At 74.1% G+C, this 19,287-nt stretch carries 19 protein-coding genes; 10 read left to right on the top strand and 9 right to left on the bottom strand.

Translation table 11 applies throughout. The annotated features are described in order from the left end of the window. Positions 1-6: 6 nt before the first annotated feature. Positions 7-1,911: an AAA family ATPase gene (locus ACFVXG_RS28760; protein ID WP_387931354.1), complete on the top strand. Its 1,905-nt coding sequence runs from the start codon at positions 7-9 to the stop codon at positions 1,909-1,911. 139 nt (positions 1,912-2,050) lie between these two features. Here the strand turns inward: ACFVXG_RS28760 and ACFVXG_RS28755 are convergent, their stop codons facing one another. Both ACFVXG_RS28755 and ACFVXG_RS28750 read right to left on the bottom strand, forming a co-directional pair. Continuing rightward, positions 2,051-2,575, bottom strand: coding sequence for a hypothetical protein (locus tag ACFVXG_RS28755; RefSeq protein WP_387931353.1), 525 nt, complete (start codon positions 2,573-2,575; stop codon positions 2,051-2,053). Positions 2,576-2,802: 227 nt separating this feature from the next. Beyond that, positions 2,803-4,044, bottom strand: coding sequence for a styrene monooxygenase/indole monooxygenase family protein (locus ACFVXG_RS28750; RefSeq protein ID WP_387931352.1), 1,242 nt, complete (start codon positions 4,042-4,044; stop codon positions 2,803-2,805). Between the two features lie 248 nt (positions 4,045-4,292). Between ACFVXG_RS28750 and ACFVXG_RS28745 the strand changes: the two genes are divergently transcribed. The 3 genes from ACFVXG_RS28745 (at position 4,293) to ACFVXG_RS28735 (ending at position 7,889) form a co-directional block, all read left to right on the top strand. Beyond that, positions 4,293-4,646 carry a zinc ribbon domain-containing protein YjdM gene (locus ACFVXG_RS28745; protein ID WP_387931351.1) on the top strand — a complete coding sequence of 118 codons (354 nt, stop codon included), beginning with the start codon at positions 4,293-4,295 and terminating at the stop codon, positions 4,644-4,646. 267 nt (positions 4,647-4,913) lie between these two features. Continuing rightward, positions 4,914-5,966, top strand: a complete 1,053-nt coding sequence (locus tag ACFVXG_RS28740) for an alcohol dehydrogenase catalytic domain-containing protein (protein ID WP_387931350.1) — start codon at positions 4,914-4,916, stop codon at positions 5,964-5,966. Positions 5,967-6,149: 183 nt separating this feature from the next. Then, complete coding sequence (locus tag ACFVXG_RS28735) at positions 6,150-7,889, top strand: penicillin-binding transpeptidase domain-containing protein (RefSeq protein WP_387931349.1); 1,740 nt, start codon at positions 6,150-6,152, stop codon at positions 7,887-7,889. Positions 7,890-7,901: 12 nt separating this feature from the next. Here ACFVXG_RS28735 and ACFVXG_RS28730 read toward each other — a convergent pair whose 3' ends face one another. Both ACFVXG_RS28730 and ACFVXG_RS28725 read right to left on the bottom strand, forming a co-directional pair. Then, positions 7,902-8,447: a hypothetical protein gene (locus ACFVXG_RS28730; protein WP_387931348.1), complete on the bottom strand. Its 546-nt coding sequence runs from the start codon at positions 8,445-8,447 to the stop codon at positions 7,902-7,904. 31 nt (positions 8,448-8,478) lie between these two features. After that, positions 8,479-9,756, bottom strand: a complete 1,278-nt coding sequence (locus ACFVXG_RS28725) for an MFS transporter (RefSeq protein ID WP_387931347.1) — start codon at positions 9,754-9,756, stop codon at positions 8,479-8,481. A gap of 138 nt (positions 9,757-9,894) precedes the next feature. On the opposite strand from ACFVXG_RS28725, the gene ACFVXG_RS28720 reads away from it, so the two are divergent. Then, complete coding sequence (locus ACFVXG_RS28720; RefSeq protein WP_387931346.1) at positions 9,895-10,434, top strand: GNAT family N-acetyltransferase; 540 nt, start codon at positions 9,895-9,897, stop codon at positions 10,432-10,434. Positions 10,435-10,455: 21 nt separating this feature from the next. Here ACFVXG_RS28720 and ACFVXG_RS28715 read toward each other — a convergent pair whose 3' ends face one another. Next, a complete protein-coding gene (locus ACFVXG_RS28715; protein WP_387931345.1) occupies positions 10,456-11,628 on the bottom strand; it encodes a DNA gyrase subunit B in 1,173 nt (390 codons plus the stop codon). A gap of 264 nt (positions 11,629-11,892) precedes the next feature. Continuing rightward, positions 11,893-12,396: a nitroreductase family deazaflavin-dependent oxidoreductase gene (locus tag ACFVXG_RS28710; protein ID WP_387931344.1), complete on the bottom strand. Its 504-nt coding sequence runs from the start codon at positions 12,394-12,396 to the stop codon at positions 11,893-11,895. A gap of 144 nt (positions 12,397-12,540) precedes the next feature. Between ACFVXG_RS28710 and ACFVXG_RS28705 the strand changes: the two genes are divergently transcribed. Then, on the top strand, positions 12,541-13,224 hold the full coding sequence (locus ACFVXG_RS28705; protein ID WP_387931343.1) for a TetR/AcrR family transcriptional regulator: 684 nt from the start codon (positions 12,541-12,543) through the stop codon (positions 13,222-13,224). Between the two features lie 30 nt (positions 13,225-13,254). On the opposite strand, the gene ACFVXG_RS28700 is transcribed toward ACFVXG_RS28705, so the two are convergent. Further along, positions 13,255-14,298: a helix-turn-helix domain-containing protein gene (locus ACFVXG_RS28700; RefSeq protein ID WP_387931342.1), complete on the bottom strand. Its 1,044-nt coding sequence runs from the start codon at positions 14,296-14,298 to the stop codon at positions 13,255-13,257. 118 nt (positions 14,299-14,416) lie between these two features. On the opposite strand from ACFVXG_RS28700, the gene ACFVXG_RS28695 reads away from it, so the two are divergent. The 4 genes from ACFVXG_RS28695 to ACFVXG_RS28680 all read left to right on the top strand — a co-directional run bounded on the left by ACFVXG_RS28695 (position 14,417) and on the right by ACFVXG_RS28680 (position 17,211). Next, positions 14,417-15,313 (top strand): alpha/beta hydrolase, encoded by an 897-nt coding sequence (locus ACFVXG_RS28695; protein WP_387931341.1) that lies wholly within the window; start codon positions 14,417-14,419, stop codon positions 15,311-15,313. Positions 15,314-15,460: 147 nt separating this feature from the next. Then, positions 15,461-15,892: a DUF2690 domain-containing protein gene (locus ACFVXG_RS28690; protein WP_387931340.1), complete on the top strand. Its 432-nt coding sequence runs from the start codon at positions 15,461-15,463 to the stop codon at positions 15,890-15,892. A gap of 173 nt (positions 15,893-16,065) precedes the next feature. Then, a complete protein-coding gene (locus tag ACFVXG_RS28685; protein ID WP_387931339.1) occupies positions 16,066-16,377 on the top strand; it encodes a DUF6191 domain-containing protein in 312 nt (103 codons plus the stop codon). 96 nt (positions 16,378-16,473) lie between these two features. Next, on the top strand, positions 16,474-17,211 hold the full coding sequence (locus tag ACFVXG_RS28680; RefSeq protein ID WP_387931338.1) for a phosphotransferase: 738 nt from the start codon (positions 16,474-16,476) through the stop codon (positions 17,209-17,211). A gap of 33 nt (positions 17,212-17,244) precedes the next feature. On the opposite strand, the gene ACFVXG_RS28675 is transcribed toward ACFVXG_RS28680, so the two are convergent. Continuing rightward, the gene (locus tag ACFVXG_RS28675) at positions 17,245-17,673 is read right to left on the bottom strand and encodes a hypothetical protein (protein ID WP_387931337.1); all 429 of its coding nucleotides are present in this window, start codon (positions 17,671-17,673) and stop codon (positions 17,245-17,247) included. A gap of 100 nt (positions 17,674-17,773) precedes the next feature. After that, a complete protein-coding gene (locus ACFVXG_RS28670; protein ID WP_387931336.1) occupies positions 17,774-19,147 on the bottom strand; it encodes a hypothetical protein in 1,374 nt (457 codons plus the stop codon). Between the last annotated feature and the right edge of the window lie 140 nt (positions 19,148-19,287).

Genomic DNA, 19,287 nt, shown 5'->3' with positions numbered 1-19,287 from the left:
GACGCCATGGCCGAGGAGGTACGGAACGAGTTCGACGGGACCGCGCACGGCATGGTCGTGCAGGCGCACACGGTCAACCTCCACGGCGCTGACCCAGCACCCGACGGGCGGCCGCGCCGGATCGACTTCTCCGGATACGAGGAGCAGAAGCGGGAGGGCTTCACCGGCCGCCGCTGGCTGTTCGAGGAAATCGACACCTGGCTGACTGGCGGCGACGAGCGCGTGCTGCTCATCACGGGCCCACCGGGCATCGGCAAGTCCGCGTTCCTGGCCGAATTGGCGGTCCGGTCGGGCGATCACCCGCCCCTGGCCCGCTACTTCTGCACGACCGAGGACGGCACCACGCTGGAGCAGGCGGCGTTCGTCGGGCACCTCGCCGCCGAACTGGCCGCCGCCCTGCCCGAGTACGCCCGGATCGCCGCCGACGATGGCTGGGCCCAGCTCGACCGTTCGGCGATCGCCCGGGATCCGGGGCACGCGCTGGACCAGGGCGTCATCGCGCCGCTGCGGCGGCTTCCGGAGCCTCCGGAGGACAGCCGCCCCCGGGTGATCCTGATCGACGGACTCGACGAGTCCCTGGCCGGGCACGCCCTGCGCGAATCGGTCCTGGGCCTGCTGGCGCCCCGGATCCAGCGCTTCCCCCGCTGGATCCGGTTCGTCCTGGCCTCACGCCCGGCGCAGCGGGTGCTCACCTCCCTCGGCACGGCCCGCGTCCTGCCGATCGAGCCCGAGCAGTCGCGGAACCTGGCCGATGTCCTGGCCATCATCGACCGCCACCTGGGCGGCCCGACCTGGCCGGCACGCCTGCGCGAGCAGCAGCTGACGGCGGACGAGGCCGCGCTCCGGATCCGCCGGGCGGCCCGGGGCAACCCGCTGTACGCCACCATGCTCCTCAAGTCCGTCGAACTGGGCCGCACTTCACTCTCCGACGGCGAACTGCCACCGGGCCTCGCGGGCGCCTACGAGCTCTTCCTGGACCGCCACTTCCGTGATGCGCAGTCCTATGCGGCCGCCCGTCCGGTGCTGGAGGCCGTGGTCGCCGCCGCCGAGCCGCTGCCGCTCGGCGTCATCGAGGCGGTCAGCGGGCTGGAGGCCTCGTACCGGCTCTCCGCCGTCCTGCGCGAGCTGTCACCGCTGCTGCCCGAACGGCATGGCCGCCACAGCTTCTTCCACCAGTCCATGGCGGAGTGGCTCGCGAGCCCCGACCACCCTTACCACGCGGCCCCGGCCGCCGGTCGGCGCCGGCTCTCCCGGGGCTTCCTGGACTACCTCCGCTCCCCCGGCTCGGGGCCGGTCGACCACCGGCACATGTCCGACCCGACCGCCCGCTACTGGGTCCACCACGGACTGGACCACCTGGCGGCCAGTGGTGACGTCCTTCCGGCCGGCGCCGAGGCCGGCGCCTTCGCGCCCGTCGCCCTGGCGGGTCAGGACCACATCTGGGCCTTTGGAGCCTTCACGAAGTACGGCGTGCCGACGAGGATGCGCAGGTACGTCGAGGGCCTGCTGCACCGCGACGGCTTCGAAGACGTCCGGAACCTCCTCGCCCTGCTGCGCGGAGCCGTGAAGGCCTACTGCCTCAAGGCCGGAGTGATCCAGGAGACCGCCCGGACCGAAGGGTCCGCCCGTTACCTGATCACGGGCAGCGCCCGGGACGGCTCCTCGCTGATGGCGGCGCTGATGATCACCGGCTTCGCCGGAGCCGTCTTCCGCGCGGCCAAGGACTCCCGGGAGCTGGCCCTCGACACCGAACAACTCGCCGCGTTGGCCGATGAGTTGCGCTTCGGCCGGTACGTCGCGGGCGGTGTGGGCTGGGGGTGCTGGGCGGTCGGCCTGGGCAGTGGCGAGGGCTTCCTGACGGACACGGGAGACTTCCTCTACCACGAGCTCCACCAACTCATGGGCGACTGAGGGAACTCCGGCCGCGCGGGTCGACTCCCACGACTACGGCTACGGCCGCCCGGCCGACGCCCGGCCTCGAGGGAGCGGACCACCTCCTGCGAAGGGCCCGGGTGCCGAAGCACCCGGGCCCCGACCGTGCGCCCCCCGGTCAGCGCTGGCGGACGGCGGTGAACCCGCAGACCGGCGTGCAGAGCGTGACGATGCCGCTGTACCGGTAGTTGGTGCGCCCCCGCGAGATGGTGTGCACCGTCAGCTTCTCCCGCAGGGTGAGCTGGTGGCAGCGCGGGCACGCGGCGTCGACCTGCTTGCCCCAGGGGCGGTTGGGGTTGAGCTTGGTGATCGACACCCCGATCAGGACCACGGACAGACCGGTGGCGACGAAGCCGACCACCTGCCACACACCCTTGCTGGACTCACGGCGGTCGATCATCTCGTCGTAGCTGAACGTGCCCCCGCCGCCGCGATTGGAGATGATCTGGCACACGTTGTTCCGGGTCATCGTCTTGCCGTCGCAGTCCGGGGCGCTGGTCGGGTCGGACTTGCCGACGACCAGCGCCAGGAAGAGCCCGAGGCCGGCCAGCAGGACCAGCACCACCACGGCCGTCGTCCGGCTGCGGCCGGTGTGCAGTCGGGTGCGCTCCTTCACCGCCGTTTCGATCACAGCGTGAGCCATGTTGCTGCCGTCGACCGCCACCACGTGTCTCCTGTTGTTCGCGTTCTGTGCCTCGTTGTCCCCCGGCGGACCGGGGCCGACACGAACCCACCATCATCAGGGCTTTCCCGCGCGGTACTTGGTGAGAGCTTGACCCTGCCGTGACAGCTTCGACACCGGGCCCCTGGCATTGGCCCCGCTGCCCGGCCCCGGCACCCGCGTTCAGCTCCGGGGTCCGCTCCGGGTGCTCAGCCCCGGGGTGCCAGCGACGTCAGGTAGGCGGCGGCCTTCTCCGGGTCGAGCAGCCACTGCTCGACGTCCGCCGGGTCGTCGAAGGAGTTGGCGAACCGGTCCGCCACCGCCTGGAACCGGCCGGCCGCGCCGAACAGCTCCACGGCGTGCGCGGGCGCCGGGCGGAGCATCGCGTTCGACCAGTCGGTGACGGCCCGGGCGGTGTCGGCCCAGAAGCGGTCGAAGGCGGCCTGCTGGAAGTCCCGGTCGAAGGGCTTGTCGCCGTGCGCGAGGATCGCGTCCAGGTAGCCGGCAGCGCACTTGGCGGCGGCGTTGGCGCCCTGCCCGGTGATCGGGTCGTTGGTGACGACCACGTCGGCAACGCCCAGCACCGCGCCGCCGCCCGGCAGTTCGCCGACCGGCCGGCGGACCACCGGGGCGAAACGGCCGGCCAGGGTGGCGCCGGCGTCGGTGAGTTCGACGCCGGAGCGGGTCCGCTCGTACTCCCAAGGAGTGAAGGCCTTCATCAACTCCAGCATCACCCGCAGGTGTTCGCCCGGGTCGCGGAGCCCGTCGAAGGCGTCCGCCGGACCGCCCGGCTGGGCCTCCCAGAGCAGGATGTCGCAGGGCCCGGCGGCCGTCAGGGCCGGCATGCTGAAGAACTCGCCGATGCCGGGCACCAGGTTGCAGCGCACCGCCGGGAACTCCTGGTCGGGGCGCGGCGCGAGCCCGTACACGTAGCTCACGGCGAGTGCGCGCTGCGGCCGCTGGTACGGGGAGCGCTCCTCGTCGCGCTCGAACAGCGCGGCCAGTCTGCCCTTGCCGGAGGCGATCAGCACCAGGTCGTAGGAGCCGGCGAGGTGTTCGACGTCGGCCGGGCTCACCTGCCGCACCTCGACCCGGCCGCCCCGGGCGGCGTAGAGGTCCAGCCAGGTGGACATCTTCAGCCGTTGGTCGACGGACTGGGCGTAGGCGTCGAGCCGTCCGGTCCAGTCGATCACCCGGGTCGCGTCCGGGCCGCTGATCGACAGGCCGATGCCCTCGATCCGCGGCGCCTGCTCGGCCCACAGGTCCAGGCCGAGGGCGCGCTCGGTGTGCAGCGCGGAGTCGAACATGCACTGACTGGACAGCACCCGCCCGTCCCGCACCTCCTGGGCGTCCCGGTCGGTCAGCAGCGTGACGTCGTAGCCGTGGGACTGCAGCCCGAGGGCCAGTTGGAGGCCGGCCTGCCCGGCGCCGACGATCAGAATCCTGCGCATCGCCCCTGCTCTCCTGATGGTCCGTCCGGCCCGGGCCGCCCGCCCGGCCCGGTTGCCAGGGTTTGGATATCAGGCCGGAGCCTCCGCGTCCACGGCGCGGACGGAGCGGGCGCGCGCCGGTTGGGGGCGCGGGAGCGGCCGGAGGGCGCGGGGTGCCGGGATGTCGATTTGAAAAATTCTTCAAGTTCATACAGGCTGGCGTGCCGCCGACCCCGTGCCGACCGGACAGAACAGGACAGCCCGCACCCATGAGCGACACCCTGCCCCCGTGCCCCTCGTGCTCCAGCGAGTACACCTATGAGATGAACGCCCTGCTGGTCTGCCCGGAGTGCGGCCACGAGTGGGCGCCCGCCGACTCCGAGGCCGAGGCCGGCGCGGGCGAGCGGGTGGTCCGCGACTCGGTCGGCAACGTGCTGAGCGACGGCGACACCGTGACCGTCGTCAAGGCCCTCAAGGTCAAGGGCAGCGCCTCGGGCATCAAGGCGGGCACCAAGGTCCGCAACATCCGGCTGGTCGACGGCGTGGACGGCCACGACATCGACTGCCGGATCGAGGGCTTCGGCGCGATGCAGCTCAAGTCCAGCGTGGTGAAGAAGGCCTGAGACCGGCCCGGTCCGACCTCTGACGGCCCGTACGAGCGCGTGCTCGTACGGGCCGTCGCCGTTTCCTCCTCAGACCTGCGCGGCGGGGTCCTCCCCCGCCGCGCCGCGACCGTCGGCGGGGGATCGGGCGCGGGCGGCCCGGCGCGGGAGCGGCGGGGCGGGAGCGGCGGGCCGTCAACGCGTGGCCGACCTCGGGAGACCGCAGCAAGCTGGTGTGGTCAGCGTGTGCGGGCCCGCCCCGCGCCGACCTCCGTGAGAAGGATCGCCATGGCTGCCACCACCCCCGCCTCCCCGACCCTTGACGGCGCCGTGCGCGCCGTCCACGTCGCCGCCCCGGGCGGGACGCCCGAACTGGTCGAGGTCCCCCTCCGCACGCCCGGCCCGGGTACCGTCCGCATCACCGTCGAGGCGTGCGGCGTCTGCCACTCGGACCTGCTGATCGCCGGCGGCCTGCTGCCCGGCACCACCTTCCCGGTCACCCCCGGTCACGAGATCGCGGGCCGGATCGACGCCCTCGGCGAGGGCGTCGAGGACTGGCGGGTCGGTGACCGGGTCGCGGTGGGCTGGTTCGGCGGGAGCTGCGGGCGCTGCGAGGCCTGCCGGGACGGCGACGCCATCCTCTGCCCCCATCTGAAGGTCCCCGGCGCCGCCTACCCGGGCGGCTACGCCGATTCCGTCATCGTGCCCGCCGACGCGCTCGCGGCCGTGCCCGACGGCCTGACCGCCGCCGAGGCCGCACCGCTGGCCTGCGCCGGGGTGACCGTCTTCAACGCCCTGCGCCGCTCCGCCGCCCGCCCGGGCCACACCGTGGCGATCCTGGGCCTCGGCGGCCTCGGCCATCTGGGCGTCCAGTTCGCCCACGCCATGGGCCTGCGCACGGTGGCGATCGCCCGCGGCGCGGAGAAGGGCCCGCTGGCGCACCAGCTCGGCGCCGACCACTACGTCGACAGCACTGCCGGGAACGTCGCCGAGGCGCTCCAGGCACTGGGCGGCGTCAAGGTCGTACTGGCCACCGTCACCGACTCCGGTGCCATGTCCCCCACCGTCGACGGCCTGGGCCGCCGCGGCGAACTCGTCATCGTCGGGGTGTCCCCCGACCCGCTCGCGATCAGCCCGTTCCAGCTGATCGCCGCGGACCGCAGGGTCTACGCCCACTCCTCCGGCTCCGCCCTCGACACCCAGGACACCCTGCGCTTCGCCGAGCGGACCGGCGTCCGGGCCTGGATCGAGGAGCTGCCGCTGGCGGAGACCGCCGCCGCCGTCGCGAAGATGAGCAGCGGGCGGGCCCGGTTCCGGATGGTCGTGACGACCGGCCGCTGACCGGTCGGCCGCCAGCCCGATCCTCGGGTCAAGCGTTGGCAAAGACCCCGCCGTCGAACGCCCGATCGACGACGCTTAGGCTGGTCCGCGCCCGAACGACCGGGCCGGCGGCCGCACGACCGGACCGGCCGGTACCGGGACGGGCCCGCAAGCAGAGGAAGTAACCAGGGGGGACACAGAGCCATGCACCACGACCACGCACGCGAAGAGTACGAACCGTACGAGGACCACGGCTACGACGACCACCTCGTCTCCGCCGACGGCCACCAGGAGGACCGCAGCCGTCGGCGCTCGCGCCGGATCTGGCTGGTGGCGATCGGCGGGGTGTTCACCACGCTGCTGGTGGTCGGCGGCTACGGCGCCTACAACGTGATGACCGCCGTGACCGGCGGGTCCACCGCGGGCGGGGGCGGCGCCGACCCGACGGCGTCCAAGGGTCCGCAGACGCCGCCGAGCGCCGAGCAGGCCGACGCCGTCGCCAAGGACTTCCTGGCGGCCTGGGGCCGCGGCGACCTCACGGTCGCGGCCGGACTCACCGACCGCCCCGAGGCCGCCCGGATGGCGCTCACCTCCTTCCACGACGGCGTGTCCGCCCGCTCGCTCACCCTGAGCGGGACGGGCCCCGCGCCCGCCGGCACCCCCGCCGAGCCCGCCGTCGGCTACCGGGTACGGGCCGAGTTCGACGGCACCACCGAGACCTGGGAGTACGAGAGCACGCTGGGCGTCGTCCGGGCCTCCGACGGGCGCGTGCTGGTGCGCTGGGCGCCGACCGTGGTCCACCCCAAGCTCGGCGCCGGCCGGACCATCGCCGTGAAGGCGCTGCCCGACCCGGTGTCGAAGCCGGCCGACCGCAAGGGCCGGTCGCTGGAGGCGTTCCCGTCGCTGAGGTCCGTCCTGCCCCAGATCGCCCCGCCGGACGGCGCGAAGGTGGTCACCGGGCAGGCCGTGGTGCTCTCCGGCGGCGGGCAGGAGGCGGAGCAGCTGTTCGTCCTCACCCCGCCGACCGCGCCGCAGGTGAAGCTCACCCTGGACGCCGACCTCCAGCAGGTCGCCGAGGAGGCGGTGAAGCAGCAGTCGGCCGGTGGCAAGCCCGCCTCCCTGGTGGCGATCCAGCCGAGCACCGGCAACATCCTGGCGATGGCCTACGCCCCGCAGGACGGCTTCAACCGCGCGGTCGGCGGCGGGCAGCCGCCCGGTTCGACCATGAAGGTGATCACCGCGGCCGCGCTGCTGGAGGCCGGCGTCACCCCGGACGCCGCCGCGCCCTGCAAGGAGACCACCAACTCCCCCAGGAGCTGGCACAACGACGAGGGCGGCAACCACCTCGACTACACCCTCAGCGACGACTTCATCCACTCCTGCAACACCGGCTTCATCGACAAGGGCCTGGAGAAGCTCCAGCTCAACACCCTGACCTCGGTCGCCCGTGACCAGTTCGGCCTGGGCCTGCAGTGGCGGATCGGCATCCCGAGCCGCGACGCCACCATCCCCGTGCCGGGGAACAAGGACGAGGCGGCGGCCGAGTACATCGGCCAGGGCCAGATCCAGGTGAACTCGCTGGCGATGGCCTCGGTCGCGGCCACCGTGCAGAGCGGAACGTTCCGTCAGCCCGTGCTCCGCGAGGACGCCAAGCGCGTGACGGCCCCCGGGAAGCTGCCCGGCGACGTCGCCCAGGGGCTGCGCTCGATGATGGCCAGGACGGCCACCCAGGGCACCGCCCGTACCCCGATGTCCGGGCTCAGCGGCCAGATCGGCGCCAAGACCGGTACCGTCGAGGCCGGTTCGAGCCAGGCCACCAACAGCTGGTTCATCGCCTACCGCAACGACCTCGCCGTCGCCGCCGAGGTCGAGGGCGGCGGCCACGGCAACAGCGCGGCCGGCGTCGCGGCCGCCCAGGTGCTGAAGGCGGGCGGCAAGGGCTGAAGCCGCCCGAGCTCAGAGCGGCTCGACCTGCTCCGGGGTCACGCAGTGGGTGGACCCGCCCGCCTCGACGGTGTACCCCGTCGGCGGCTCCAGCAGGCTCTGCCACCACAGCCCGGTGACCACCCCGACCGCCGTGACCGACCCGGCGGGCGGGACGGCCCCGGTCGGCCCGCCCTCCGGGGCCGGGTCGACCGTGGCCGGGTCGACCGGGATCCGCACCCGGGTGCCCTCCGGCAGGTCGCTGCGGTAGCGGGGCGGCAGGTCCGCCGGGTCGCCGCCCAGCGCGGTGAGGAACTCCGGCCGCAGCCGCCAGGGGCTGCCGTCCTCGGTCACCACCCGGTAGACCGGCCCGACCCGGCCGTCACACCCGTCATGCCCGTCGCGCTCGACCTCGCAGCCGACCACCACGCCCCGGCTGCCGAGCAACTCCGCACCGAGCCAGCCCAGTTCGGGCGTCGGCGGCTCGGGCGAGGTCAGCTCCACCCGTGCGCCGTACGCCAGCCCGGCCTCCTCCGGCCACGGCGTCTCGTCCAGCGGCCAGCGGTGCGCGCCCGTCACGTCCGTCCTCCCGATCCCTGCATCCCCGCCGCTAACGGTCGGCCTCCAGCAGCTCGGGGCCGTCCTGCCGCTGACCCGCCTCCGGCGCCCCGGGCCGGGTGCGCTCGGCCCAGGCGGCCACCGGCGGTCCGGCCGCACCCAGGGCGGCGAAGAACACGCCCAGCAGCAGCCAGCCCGGGTGCCCGAGCGCGAGGACGGCCCCGGTCAGGACCACCGGGGCGAGGGCCTGGCCCGCGTTGAAGCCGATCCCGAACAGGCCCTGGTACTGACCCTGGGCGTGGTCGGGTGCGAGGCCGAAGGCCAGCGCGTAGCCGCCCGAGGACTCCCACACCTCTCCGACGCTGTGGACGCACACCGCGAGGACGGCCAGCACCGGGGCGACCCAGGCGGGGACGTCGGCCGTCAGCGCCATCAGCGGGCAGCTCACCAGGAACAGCAGCCCGGCGAGCCGGAAGGCCCGCCCGCCCTGCCGCGGGGTCTCCACCGTGGCACCGAGCCTGCTCTGGAGCAGCGCGCAGACCCCGCTGTTGACGGCGTAGACCGCCGCCACGGTCCAGCGCGGCGCGTCGGTGTGGGCGCTGAGCCAGATCGGCAGCAGCAGGGAGACGGTCTGGTACTGCAGGCCCATGGCGCTGTAGAGCGCGACGAAGGACACGTACGGCCGGTCCGCCAGGACGGACCACCGGCGGTGCTCCGCGGGCTGGGGCAGCGGCGGGTAGTCCGGGACGCCGAGGAAGGCGATCAGTCCGGCGCCGGCGAAGCTGGCGGCGTTGGCGAGGATCAGCGCGGTGTAGGCGGCGCGGGTGTCGACCTGGATGGCGACGGCCGCCCCCAGGGTGCCCGCGACCACACCGAGGTTGACGAAGGTGCGCAGCCTGGCCCGGAACGCGGCCGGCCGGTCACCGCCCGCGCGAGCGATCAGCGCACCGCCCGCGGCGCCGCTCGCCGTGGCGGCCAGCCGGTCCAGCGTGGCGACGAGCGTGAAAGCGAGCCAGCCGTCGATGAGCACGAAGGACGCCATGGTGACGGCCTGCAGCCCGAGCCCCACCAGCCATACCGTACGCGGCCCATGGCGGTCGGCCAGGTTGCCCGCCGGTATCCCGGCCGCCAGCCCGCAGAGCCCGGCGACCGTCAGCCCCACCCCGACCTGGGCGGCGGGCAGGTGCACCACGAGCGTGAAGTAGAGGACGGCCGCGGTGTTGAAGAGCCCGTTGCCCACCCGGCTGACGAAACTGGCCGCGATCAGAGCCCGTTGCGCCCCGGAAGCCGAACCGCCGTCCACCCCTCGCCCGGACTTCCTCATGATCATGCCGATCAGGCTAACAGCGGCCCTCCACGCCGTCGATCACCCCTTCGAACTCACTCCACTGGACAAGCACTTGCCCGTACGAACGGAGCTGCGGCTCGGGCCGTGACGGCGGCCTGAGCGGTCGGGCATCATGGCGCGATGCCCGAACTGATCACCCCGACCGTACGGCTGCGGACGTCCTTCCTGGCCGCCGTGGCCGAGTTCCACGCCGAACCGGGGCAGCCCGTCCCGTGGTTCGTCAACGACGTGGACCCGCCCGCACTGACCGACCCCGAGGCCTTCGCCCCGTACGTCGCGCGCGTCCTCGCCGAGCGGACCGAGGCGGGGATGCGCGCGGACGCGGGAGTCCCGATGACCACCCTGTGGTGGGCCGAGGGCGACGAACTGCTGGGCCGACTGGCCATCCGCCACCGCCTCACCCCGAGCCTGGAACGCATCGGCGGCCACATCGGCTACGACGTCCGCCCCACCGCCCGCCGCCACGGCCACGCGACCGCGATGCTCGCCGCCGCCCTCCCGGTAGCGGCCGAACTCGGCATCACCGGCGCCCTGCTGACCTGCGACGCCACCAACACCGCCTCCCGCCACGTGATCGAAACCAACGGCGGCCACCTCATCGCCACGAAGGGACCCAAGCTCCGCTACCTCGTCCCGACCAGCGGAGCCCCAACCACCTGACGCCCCCGCCGCAGTTCCCCGTCAGTCCCCGCGCGCCGGCTGGAGGATCCGGTCCACGACGGCCGCGGCCCCCGCCGGATACTCCGCCAACCAGCGGCCGAGCCGCTCCTCGACGGCCCGTGCGACGCAGGCGCGCACGGCGGTGTTGCCCAACCGGTCGCAGGTGGATCCCTCGAACTCGGCCCGCTCCAGGCTCACCGACACGACCGCCGTCAGGCCCCTGGCGACCAGGTCCGCATCGAGGTCGGGATCGTTCGCCGTCAGCAGCCGCCGCTCGCGCGCGTAGGTGTTGACCGCTGCCGCCACGCCGTCCAGGAAGCCCAGCTGATGGGTACCACCACCAGGAGTGGGGCGGCAGTTGGCGAAGGCCCGGACCCGCGGCTCCGGTGAGCGGTGCCACCGCCAGGCCACATCCATCATCCCGGCCATCCCGGGCTCTTCCCGCGTGACGCCCACGACCTCCGGATGGACCGGATCCTCGCCCCGGCCGTCCAGGAAGGTCCGGCCGTCCAGGAAGGTGACGAAGTCCCGCGCCCCGCCCGGGAACCGGAACCGCTCCGCGCGAGGCTCGCCCGGGTGCCGCTCGTCGGTCAGCGAGATGTCCACGCCCCGGTTGAGGAAGGCGAGTTCGCGGAAGCGCTCCGCGAGGCCGTCGTACGAGAACTCCGTCGCCCCGAAGATCTCCGCGTCGGGCCAGAAGGTGACGGTGGTTCCGCTCCCGGCCGTCGACCCTGCCCGGGCGGGCGGAGCGAGCGCGACACCGCGCACGTACTCCTGGACCCAGCGGACCCCGTCGCGTCGCACCTCGGCGACGAGCCGGCTCGACAGGGCGTTCGCGGTGTCGGGCCCGACACCGAAGTAGCTGCGCGTCGAGTCGAGGCGGCCACCGGTCCCGGGCCGGGTCAACACGGCTTCGAGGCCGGGGCTGTCGGCATCCCCCTCACCCTCCACTCGAATGCCCGGTCCGTCGTCGACGACCCGCACCCCGCCGTCCGACCGGAGGATGACCTCGAGGCGACCCGCGCGGCCCGCCAGGATCTCCATCACCGCCCGCTCGGAGACCGCGAACACCAGCTCCCGCAGGCCCCGTTCGCCCGTCGATCCGACGTACATCCCCGGCCGTCTCCGAACGGCCTCCGGCCATTCGTAGACCTTGATCCGCATCCCCTCGTACGGATTGCTCTCCGCGCTCACGACGCCCCCTCCGAAAGTGTCCGTCAGAACTCCCACAGCCTAGGAGAGTTCTGGGAAAACGCCAGGTCAGAGCATATTTGCCGAAGCCGCAACCAGCCGCCTGAGCGCCTGCGGGCGGGAGTCCGACCCAGCTTGTCGCGAACGTCGCCGGAGTGCCGTCGCAGCCCGCGCGAGGGCGCGCACGGCACCGTTCCGGGCGGATCCGAGGTCCCCGATTCCGAGAATTTCCCGCCGTCGGCCGCGGCGCCCCGCCGCACTCCCGGGTCAGCCGAGGGTGACCCGGAAGACCGGGAAGCCCGGGGCGATCCGGAGGAGTTCGGGGGTCGGCGAGTCGGCGTCGATGTCCTCGAAGAAGTAGCCGACCTCCCACTTCCAGCGGCGCAGGTAGGCGCGGAGCACCTCGGGCTTGTCGGCGTCGGGCAGTTCGGTGGCGCGGAAGGTCTCGGTGCGGCGGCCGACCCGCAGTTCGCCGGTGCCGGCGGCCCGGAGGTTGCGGACCCACTGGGTGTGGCCGCGCGGGGCGACCAGGTACTGCGCGCCGTCGTGGGTGAGCAGGTTGACGGGGGTGGTGCGCCATTCGCCGCTCTTGCGGCCGCGGACGGCGAGGACCCGGGAGCCCCAGAGGCTGATGCCGGCCTTGGTGAGGGCGGCGACCGCGGAGTTGAGCAGCTTGCCGGCGGCGATCCCGAGGCGGGTGGTGGGCGCCACCAGACGGGTGGCGGGGTCGGGCGACTGGGCGGGCTGGGCGGGCTGGGCGGGCTGGGACATCGGACTGCCTCGATTCCATGACTACCGCTTCGATTCGAGAGCACCGCTCTCGGCGACGACTCCAGCATGGCACCGGCCTCCCCTCAAAGCAAGAGCAGTGCTCTCGAATGAGGGCACCGATCCGATCTGTGGCAGACTGCCCCCATGCCAGCGATCCGCACCGCACGCGAACGGGCCCGCGAGGAACTCACCCGGGAGATCAAGCAGGAGGCCCGCCGACAGCTCGCCTCGGTCGGCGCCCAGCAGCTGTCCCTGCGCGCCGTCGCCCGCGAACTGGGCATGGTCTCCTCGGCCCTGTACCGCTACTTCGCCAGCCGCGACGAGCTGCTCACCGCGCTGATCATCGACGCCTACACCGAGCTCGGCGAGGCCGCCGAGCGGGCCGTCGCGGCCGAGCCCGACGCGTCCGCGCGCGAGCGGTGGCGGGCCGGCTGGCAGGCGACCCGCGACTGGGCCCGGGCCAACCCGCACGAGTTCGCCCTGATCTACGGCACCCCCGTCCCCGGCTACACCGCGCCGGAGAGCACCGTCGAAGCAGCCGCCCGCCTCCCGCTCGCCCTGCTCGGCGTGGTCCGCGCCGCCCCCCTGCGCCCCACCCCGCCCGGCCCCACCCCCCGGGGCACCCTGCCCGGGCAGCTCGCCGGCCTCGCCGCCGCCGTGGCCCCCGACCTGCCCCCGCCCACCCTGGCCCGCGCCGTCTCCGCCTGGATCCAGCTCGTCGGCCTGATCGGCTTCGAACTGCACGGCCACCTGGTCGGCTCGCTCGACCCGGCCGCCGACTTCTTCGCCTGGACCACCGAGGAGACCGCCGACACCCTCGGCCTCTGACCGACGGCCACACACAACCGACCGCCCGCCTCAGTCCCGCGACAGCCGCCAGGAGGCGAGCGCCAGCCGCGCCCGGGTCACCCCCCGGGGGTCGGCGAGGTCGAAGCCCAGCACCTTCGCGATCTGGTCGAGCCGCCGCGCCACGCTGCTGTGGTGCAGGTGGAGCAGTTCGGCGGCCCGGCGCAGCGAGCCGGTGGCGCAGTACGCGTCCAGTGTCGCCAGCTCCTCCTGGCCCGCCGCGATCCGGCCGACGGCCACCACGTCGCCGTTGTCCCGCAGGGCCGCCGCCGGCACCTCGGCCAGCAGCGCCAGCGCACCCAACCCGGCGTGGCGGACCACGGGTTCACGCTCGGTCGTGAACCGCAGGGCGGTCCGGGCCTCGCGCCAGGAGCGCTCGGGGCTCCCGGCAGCACCGACGCCGGCCCGGAACCCGGCCGGGAGCCCAGCCGTGTCCGGCAGCGCTTCCCGGGCGGCGGCCAGCACGACGCCCACCTCCGCCAGCGGCGCCGCCTTCACCGCGGCGCCCGGGAAGCACAGGGCGGCGGCCCGGTCGAGCGGCAGCGACGACCGTACGGCGACCGCCACCAGCGGCCCGGGGGCGAAGCCCAGCAGCCGCAACGCCCGGGCCCGCGCCGCCTCGTCGCCGTCCGGGCTGATCGCCAGCTCCACCAGGGCGGGGTCGGCCATGGTGGTCCGGGCCGGTCCGTAGCGCTCGACGGCCGCCGCGACGGCGATGGCCAGCCGGTCGAGCACCACCTCGTCCAACGGGCCCGCCGGCCCCGGGCGTTCCAGCCACACCGTGCCGATCTCCTCGTCGTCGAGGGTCACCGGCGCCTCGCTGGAGGCCGGTGCGGGCGCGGCGGTCGGCTCGGTGCCGTGCGGCGAGACCCTGGTCACCCGCCCGGTGCCGTGCAGCCGGATCCCGGTCACGCACTCGGCGAGCCCCGCCGAGGCCCGCGCCAGGGCCGGCAGGTCCACCCGACGGCGCATCAGCGTGTCGTAGAACGTGACGATCCGGAGCGCGCCGTCGACGTACGGATCGAACCCCGACAGCCGTACGGCCAGTGCTTCCATCCCAGCAGGATAGGGGGGTCGGCCCGGTGGCACCCGCACCGATCGGCGCGCGATCGGCGCGGGAGGCGCGACGGACGGCGGGTGACCGGCCGCCGGGCGGCCCGCCAGGATGGTCGGCATGGATCCCGAACTCGAAGCCTTCGTCCCGCTGTTCCCGAAGTCCGACCTCTCCTCCCCGGCCGTCTCCCGCAAGCAGCTCGCCGAACTCGCCGCCTCCGTACCGGTCCCCGACCTCGGGGACATGGTGGTCGAGGACCGTACGGTGCCCGCCGATCCCCCTGTTCCGGTACGGATCTACCGGCCCGCCGGGGCTCGGGGGGCGGTCGTCTGGCTGCACGGCGGCGGATTCGTCATGGGCACCGTGGAGACCGAGCACCCGTGGGCGGCCCGACTCGCGGTCGAATCCGGCGCGCTGGTGGTCTCGGTGGGCTACCGACTGGCGCCCGAACACCCGCACCCGGCCGCCCTGGACGACGCCGACGCCGTCCTGCGCTGGACGGTCGACCACGCGGCGGAACTCGGCGTCGCCCCGGACCGGATCGCGGTCGGCGGCCACAGCGCCGGCGCCGGGATCGCGGCCGGACTCGCCCTGCGGGCGCGCGACGAGCAGGGGCCCGCGATCCGCTTCCAGCTGCTCCACCAGCCCGGCCTGGACGACCGGCACGAGACCTGGTCGGCGCGGAACTTCACCGACACGCCCTGGTTCGACCGCTCCAAGGCCATCGAGGCCTGGCGGCACTACCTCGGCGGCCGGCCCGCCACCCCGTACGCGGCCCCGGCCCGCGCCACCGACCTTACCGGCCTGCCGCCGGCCTACATCGCCACCGCCGAGTACTGCCCCAACCGCGACGAGGACCTCGACTACGCGCTGCGCCTGCTCCAGGCGGGCGTCTCGGTCGAAGTGCACCAGTGGCCGGGCACGTTCCACGGCTCGCACGCGATCGTGTCCGCCGACGTCTCCCAGCGGCAGCACGCCGAACTCGGCGCCGTGCTGCGCCGGGCCCTGGCGGGCTGAACGCAGCCGGGGGAATCCCCCAACGGCCGTTCCGCGCAAGCTTCTTGACGATTGACCGTGCACGGTCATAGCTTCGTGCCCGTCCCGGGGGAACGGGCGCGGACCCGCGCCCACCCGGGACGGCACGTCGAGTCATGAAGGGGAATCATGATCGGCAAGAAGCTCCTCGCCGCGTTCGCCGCCACCCTCGCGGCCGGCACCCTCACCGCCCTGGGCCCGGTCGGCACCGCCTCCGGCGCCACCACCGGCACGTCCTCCCCGGCCTCCTTCGGCTGGTGCGACGGCCGCAACCCCTCCGGCCACAGCGACCCGACCACCCTGCGCAGCGCCTTCGCCCGCGGCGCCCTGCTCGAGCTGCGCTACAGCCCGTCCGCCCGCTGCGCGTGGGGCCGCCTCAACCGCGCGTACAGCACCGACTCCGTCTGGGTCGACCGCTCCTTCGACGGCGGCTCCACCTGGGACGGCCCGCTCGGCACCGTGCAGGGCAACACCTACACCATCGAGTTCGACGACGCCGACGTCATGATGCGCGCCTGCACCAACCACGGCGGCGCCTACACCTGCACCGCCTTCGCCTGACCACCTGCCCTACCTACGCCACCTACACCACCTACACCAGCTGCACCGCCCGGGCCGTGACCACCCACCGTGGTCACGGCCCGCCGTCCCCGGTCCGGCTCGCCTCCAGCCCATCGGAGCTCAGCGGGAACGCCCTTGGCGCCGTCGGGCGTTGGCCGGTCATGGTGATGACGGTGAGCCTGCTCTCCATGGCAGTGCTGGTGATCGTGCCCTTCACACTGGCCTCGGCCCGGCACCTCGTGGTGCGCTCCGGCCGCCCGGGCCGGCTGAGCCGCCGGCTGGCCGCTCGAACGCGGGGCGGCGGCCTCGGGCTCGGCGCCACCGCGACCGAGGAACTGCACGCCTTCTTCAACGCCAACAAGCGCGTGCAGATCGAGCGGCGGCAGGCCCAACTGGTCCTGCGGGACGACGACCACGCCTGCGCCCCGCCCCGCACGGGCATCGACCTGGACGGCGGCACCGCGGTGATCCACCGGCAGCGGTAGCCCGCGCCGATCCGGCGCCCGGAGAACGTGGACCGAGCCCCCTCCCGCTCGATAATTCCGGCGACACCGACCGGCCGTCCCGGGATACTCCTCCCCATGGATGAGGTCGAGGTCGTTGTCGCCCACTCCGAGCGCGCGACCCTGCGCGTCGGTGACGTGTTCCTGAAGGTGGACGCCGATCAGGCCCGGATGGACGTCGAGGTCCAGGCGATGGCCCTGGCACCGGTCCCGACCCCGGAGGTCCTCTGGCGCAAGCCGCCCGTACTCGCGCTCGCCGCGCTCCCGGGGGCGGCGCTCGGCCATCTCGGCAAGCCCTCGACCGCCTCGCCGGCGGCGTGGGCCGCGGCGGGGGCCGCCGTCCGGGTCCTGCACGACGCGCCGCTGCCGCCCTGGCCCGGCCGGGGCCCCGCCGAGTTGGCGGCGCGTCTCGACGCCGAGTGCGAGTGGCTGCTGACGAACGGCGTCCTGCCCGCCGACCTGGTCACCCACAACCGCCGGATCGCCGAGGCCGCGCTGCGGCCGTGGACCCCGGTGTTCATCCACGGCGACCTCCAGCCCAGCCATGTGTTCGTCGACGGCGACGAGGTCACCGGCATCATCGACTGGTCCGACGGCGGCCCCGGCGACGCCCTGTTCGACCTCGCCATCCTGACGCTCGGCCACGAGCGGCACCTCGACGACGTCCTCGCCGGCTACGGGGCTGACGTCGACGTCGACGTGATCCACGCGTGGTGGTCACTGCGGAGCCTGGTGGCGGTCCGCTGGCTGGTCGAGCACGGCTTCGACCCCTCCGCGCCGGGCTGCGAGGTCGACGTATTGAGATCCCGGATGTGAGCCCGCCCGGGCCCGCCAACGCTCCTGGGCCGCCTACGGCACCTCCGGCCGTCTGCGCCACCACCCCTCAACGCCCAGGGGCGGCCCGGGGATCCGCGGCCCGGACATGAGCGCGCTCCGGCGGTCGAACTCGGCGTCGAGCCGGGCGACCAGGCGCCCGAGGTCCACCCGAGCACCCCTGGGGAGCCAGCGCAGCACGGCCTCCAGCTCGTCCCGGGCCAGTACCGGGTTGCACTCGTCGCACCCGACCTCGGGCTCCGGCAGCACCCGCCCGGGCTGCGCGAGGTACCGCCGACACTCGGCCAGCGCCCAGAACACCGCGTTCGGGCCGAGGCGTTCGTCCTCCACCCGCCGGATCGCCGCCCGGGTCAGCCCCGAGACACCACGGATCCGGCGCACGGGCACCGTCTGCCGGGGCCGCCATCGCTCCGCGCGCAGCCCCTTCGGCCGCCTACGCGGCATTGCTCCTTGAGATCAGCATGCGGCCATCCTGGCACCGGAACGCCGCCCTCCACCACCGGTTTTCCGACGGTCCGGAGGCTCCGCCCGGAGCCCCGGACGGTCAGTGCCGCCGCCCCCACCACAGCGCCAGCGCCTCCCGTTCGGCGGCCGTCATCAGATGGCCGACCACGGCCTCGGCGGGCCGCCCCTGCCGCACCAGCATGTGGGTGAGCTCCCCGACGGCACCGTACGCGACGGAGGAGCGCAGCAGCTCCAGGGCCTCCTCCACCCGCCCGTCCTTCTCCAGCAGGACCGCCAGGTCGATGTCCCACTCCCCCGGTTCCGTGTCCGGCCGGGCCGCCTCGAGCTCCGCCTCGATCTCCGCGACGGCCTCCCGGCTGCGACCCGCCTCCCCCATCAGCCACCACCGGTTCGACCGGACCCAGAGCGGGTCCTTCCGCAGCCACGCCCCGCCGCACTCCGTCAGCAGCACCAGTGCCAGGTCCGGCCGGCCGTGGTCGGCCAGCAGGTGCAGCGCCGACTCCAGCAGGTTCCCGTCGCCGTCGGCGTCGTACCCGAAGGTGTGCCGGGCCGCCGCGATCCCCTCCTCCAGGCGGCCCTGCCGGGCCAGCAGGCACATCAGGGCCGCCGCCCGGCTGGAGTGGCGGTCGGGGTCGTCGGTGGGCCGCCGGAGGAAGGCCTCGGCCTCGGCGGCCCGCCCCTGCTCCTCCAGCACGGTGACGTAGCGCGGCCAGAAGACGTTCCCGCGGTCGCCGACCGCCAGCTCGTACAGCTCCCCGACCCGCCGGTGCCGCACCAGCAGGTCCGCGTGGGCCACCAGCGTGTTCTGCGAGCCGTACCGCCTCTCGGCGAGGTCCTCCCCCAGCAGCCGGATCGCCTCGTCGGCCCGGCCGGACCGCTCCAGCACCTCCGCTTGGAGGATCAGCGCGTTCCACGGCTCCCGGAGGCTGTCGGCCTCCGCACACCGGAACCGTTCGGCCGGCCCGGCGAGCAGGGCGAGCACCCGCTCGTCCCGCCCCCGCCCCTCGGTGATCCGCACCAGGTGGCGCAGCAACTGCCAGTCCTCGACGTGGGGTTCGAGCAGGTCGATCGCCTCGTCCACCCGCCCGGCCCGCGCCAGCAGCCCGACGAGGATCTCGGTCTCCTCCCCGTCCGGCTCCCGACCCGCCCAGGCCCCGCGTGCCAACGCCAGGGCCGCCTCGGCCCGTCCGTACGCGAGCAGCACGTCCGCCGTCGCCCGGATCCCATGCCGCCAGCCGGTGGCGGAGAACGGCTCCAGCACCTCCAGGGCCCGCGCGAACTCCCCGGCCGCGCAGAGTCCGCGCACGGCGGCCTGCGCGCAGGCCCACTGGCCGCGCTCGCGCGCCGCCCACACCAGCAGCTCCAGGTGGCCCTGCTCCAGAAGCGTGTCCGCCAGCCGGGTGCTGATCCCGCCCCGGCCGCGCCGCTGCCGTTCGAGGTCGTCGATGTCCATCCCGGCACCCTAGGGACTGACACCGACAACAGGCGCGGACAACAGGCACGGACACCAGGCGCAGACAGCAAAGGCGAGGAGGTCAGAGCCTCCCCGCCACTATCAAGGTACCGCGCCCGGGGGGCCTTGCCGCAAGGCCC

Origin of the sequence: Kitasatospora sp. NPDC058162 (genome assembly GCF_042884005.1) — a bacterium.
In the GTDB taxonomy this organism is placed as follows: Bacteria; Actinomycetota; Actinomycetes; order Streptomycetales; family Streptomycetaceae; genus Kitasatospora.
The sequence above is the reverse complement of the archived record's forward strand: the minus strand, read 5'-3'. Positions and strand labels throughout refer to the sequence as shown.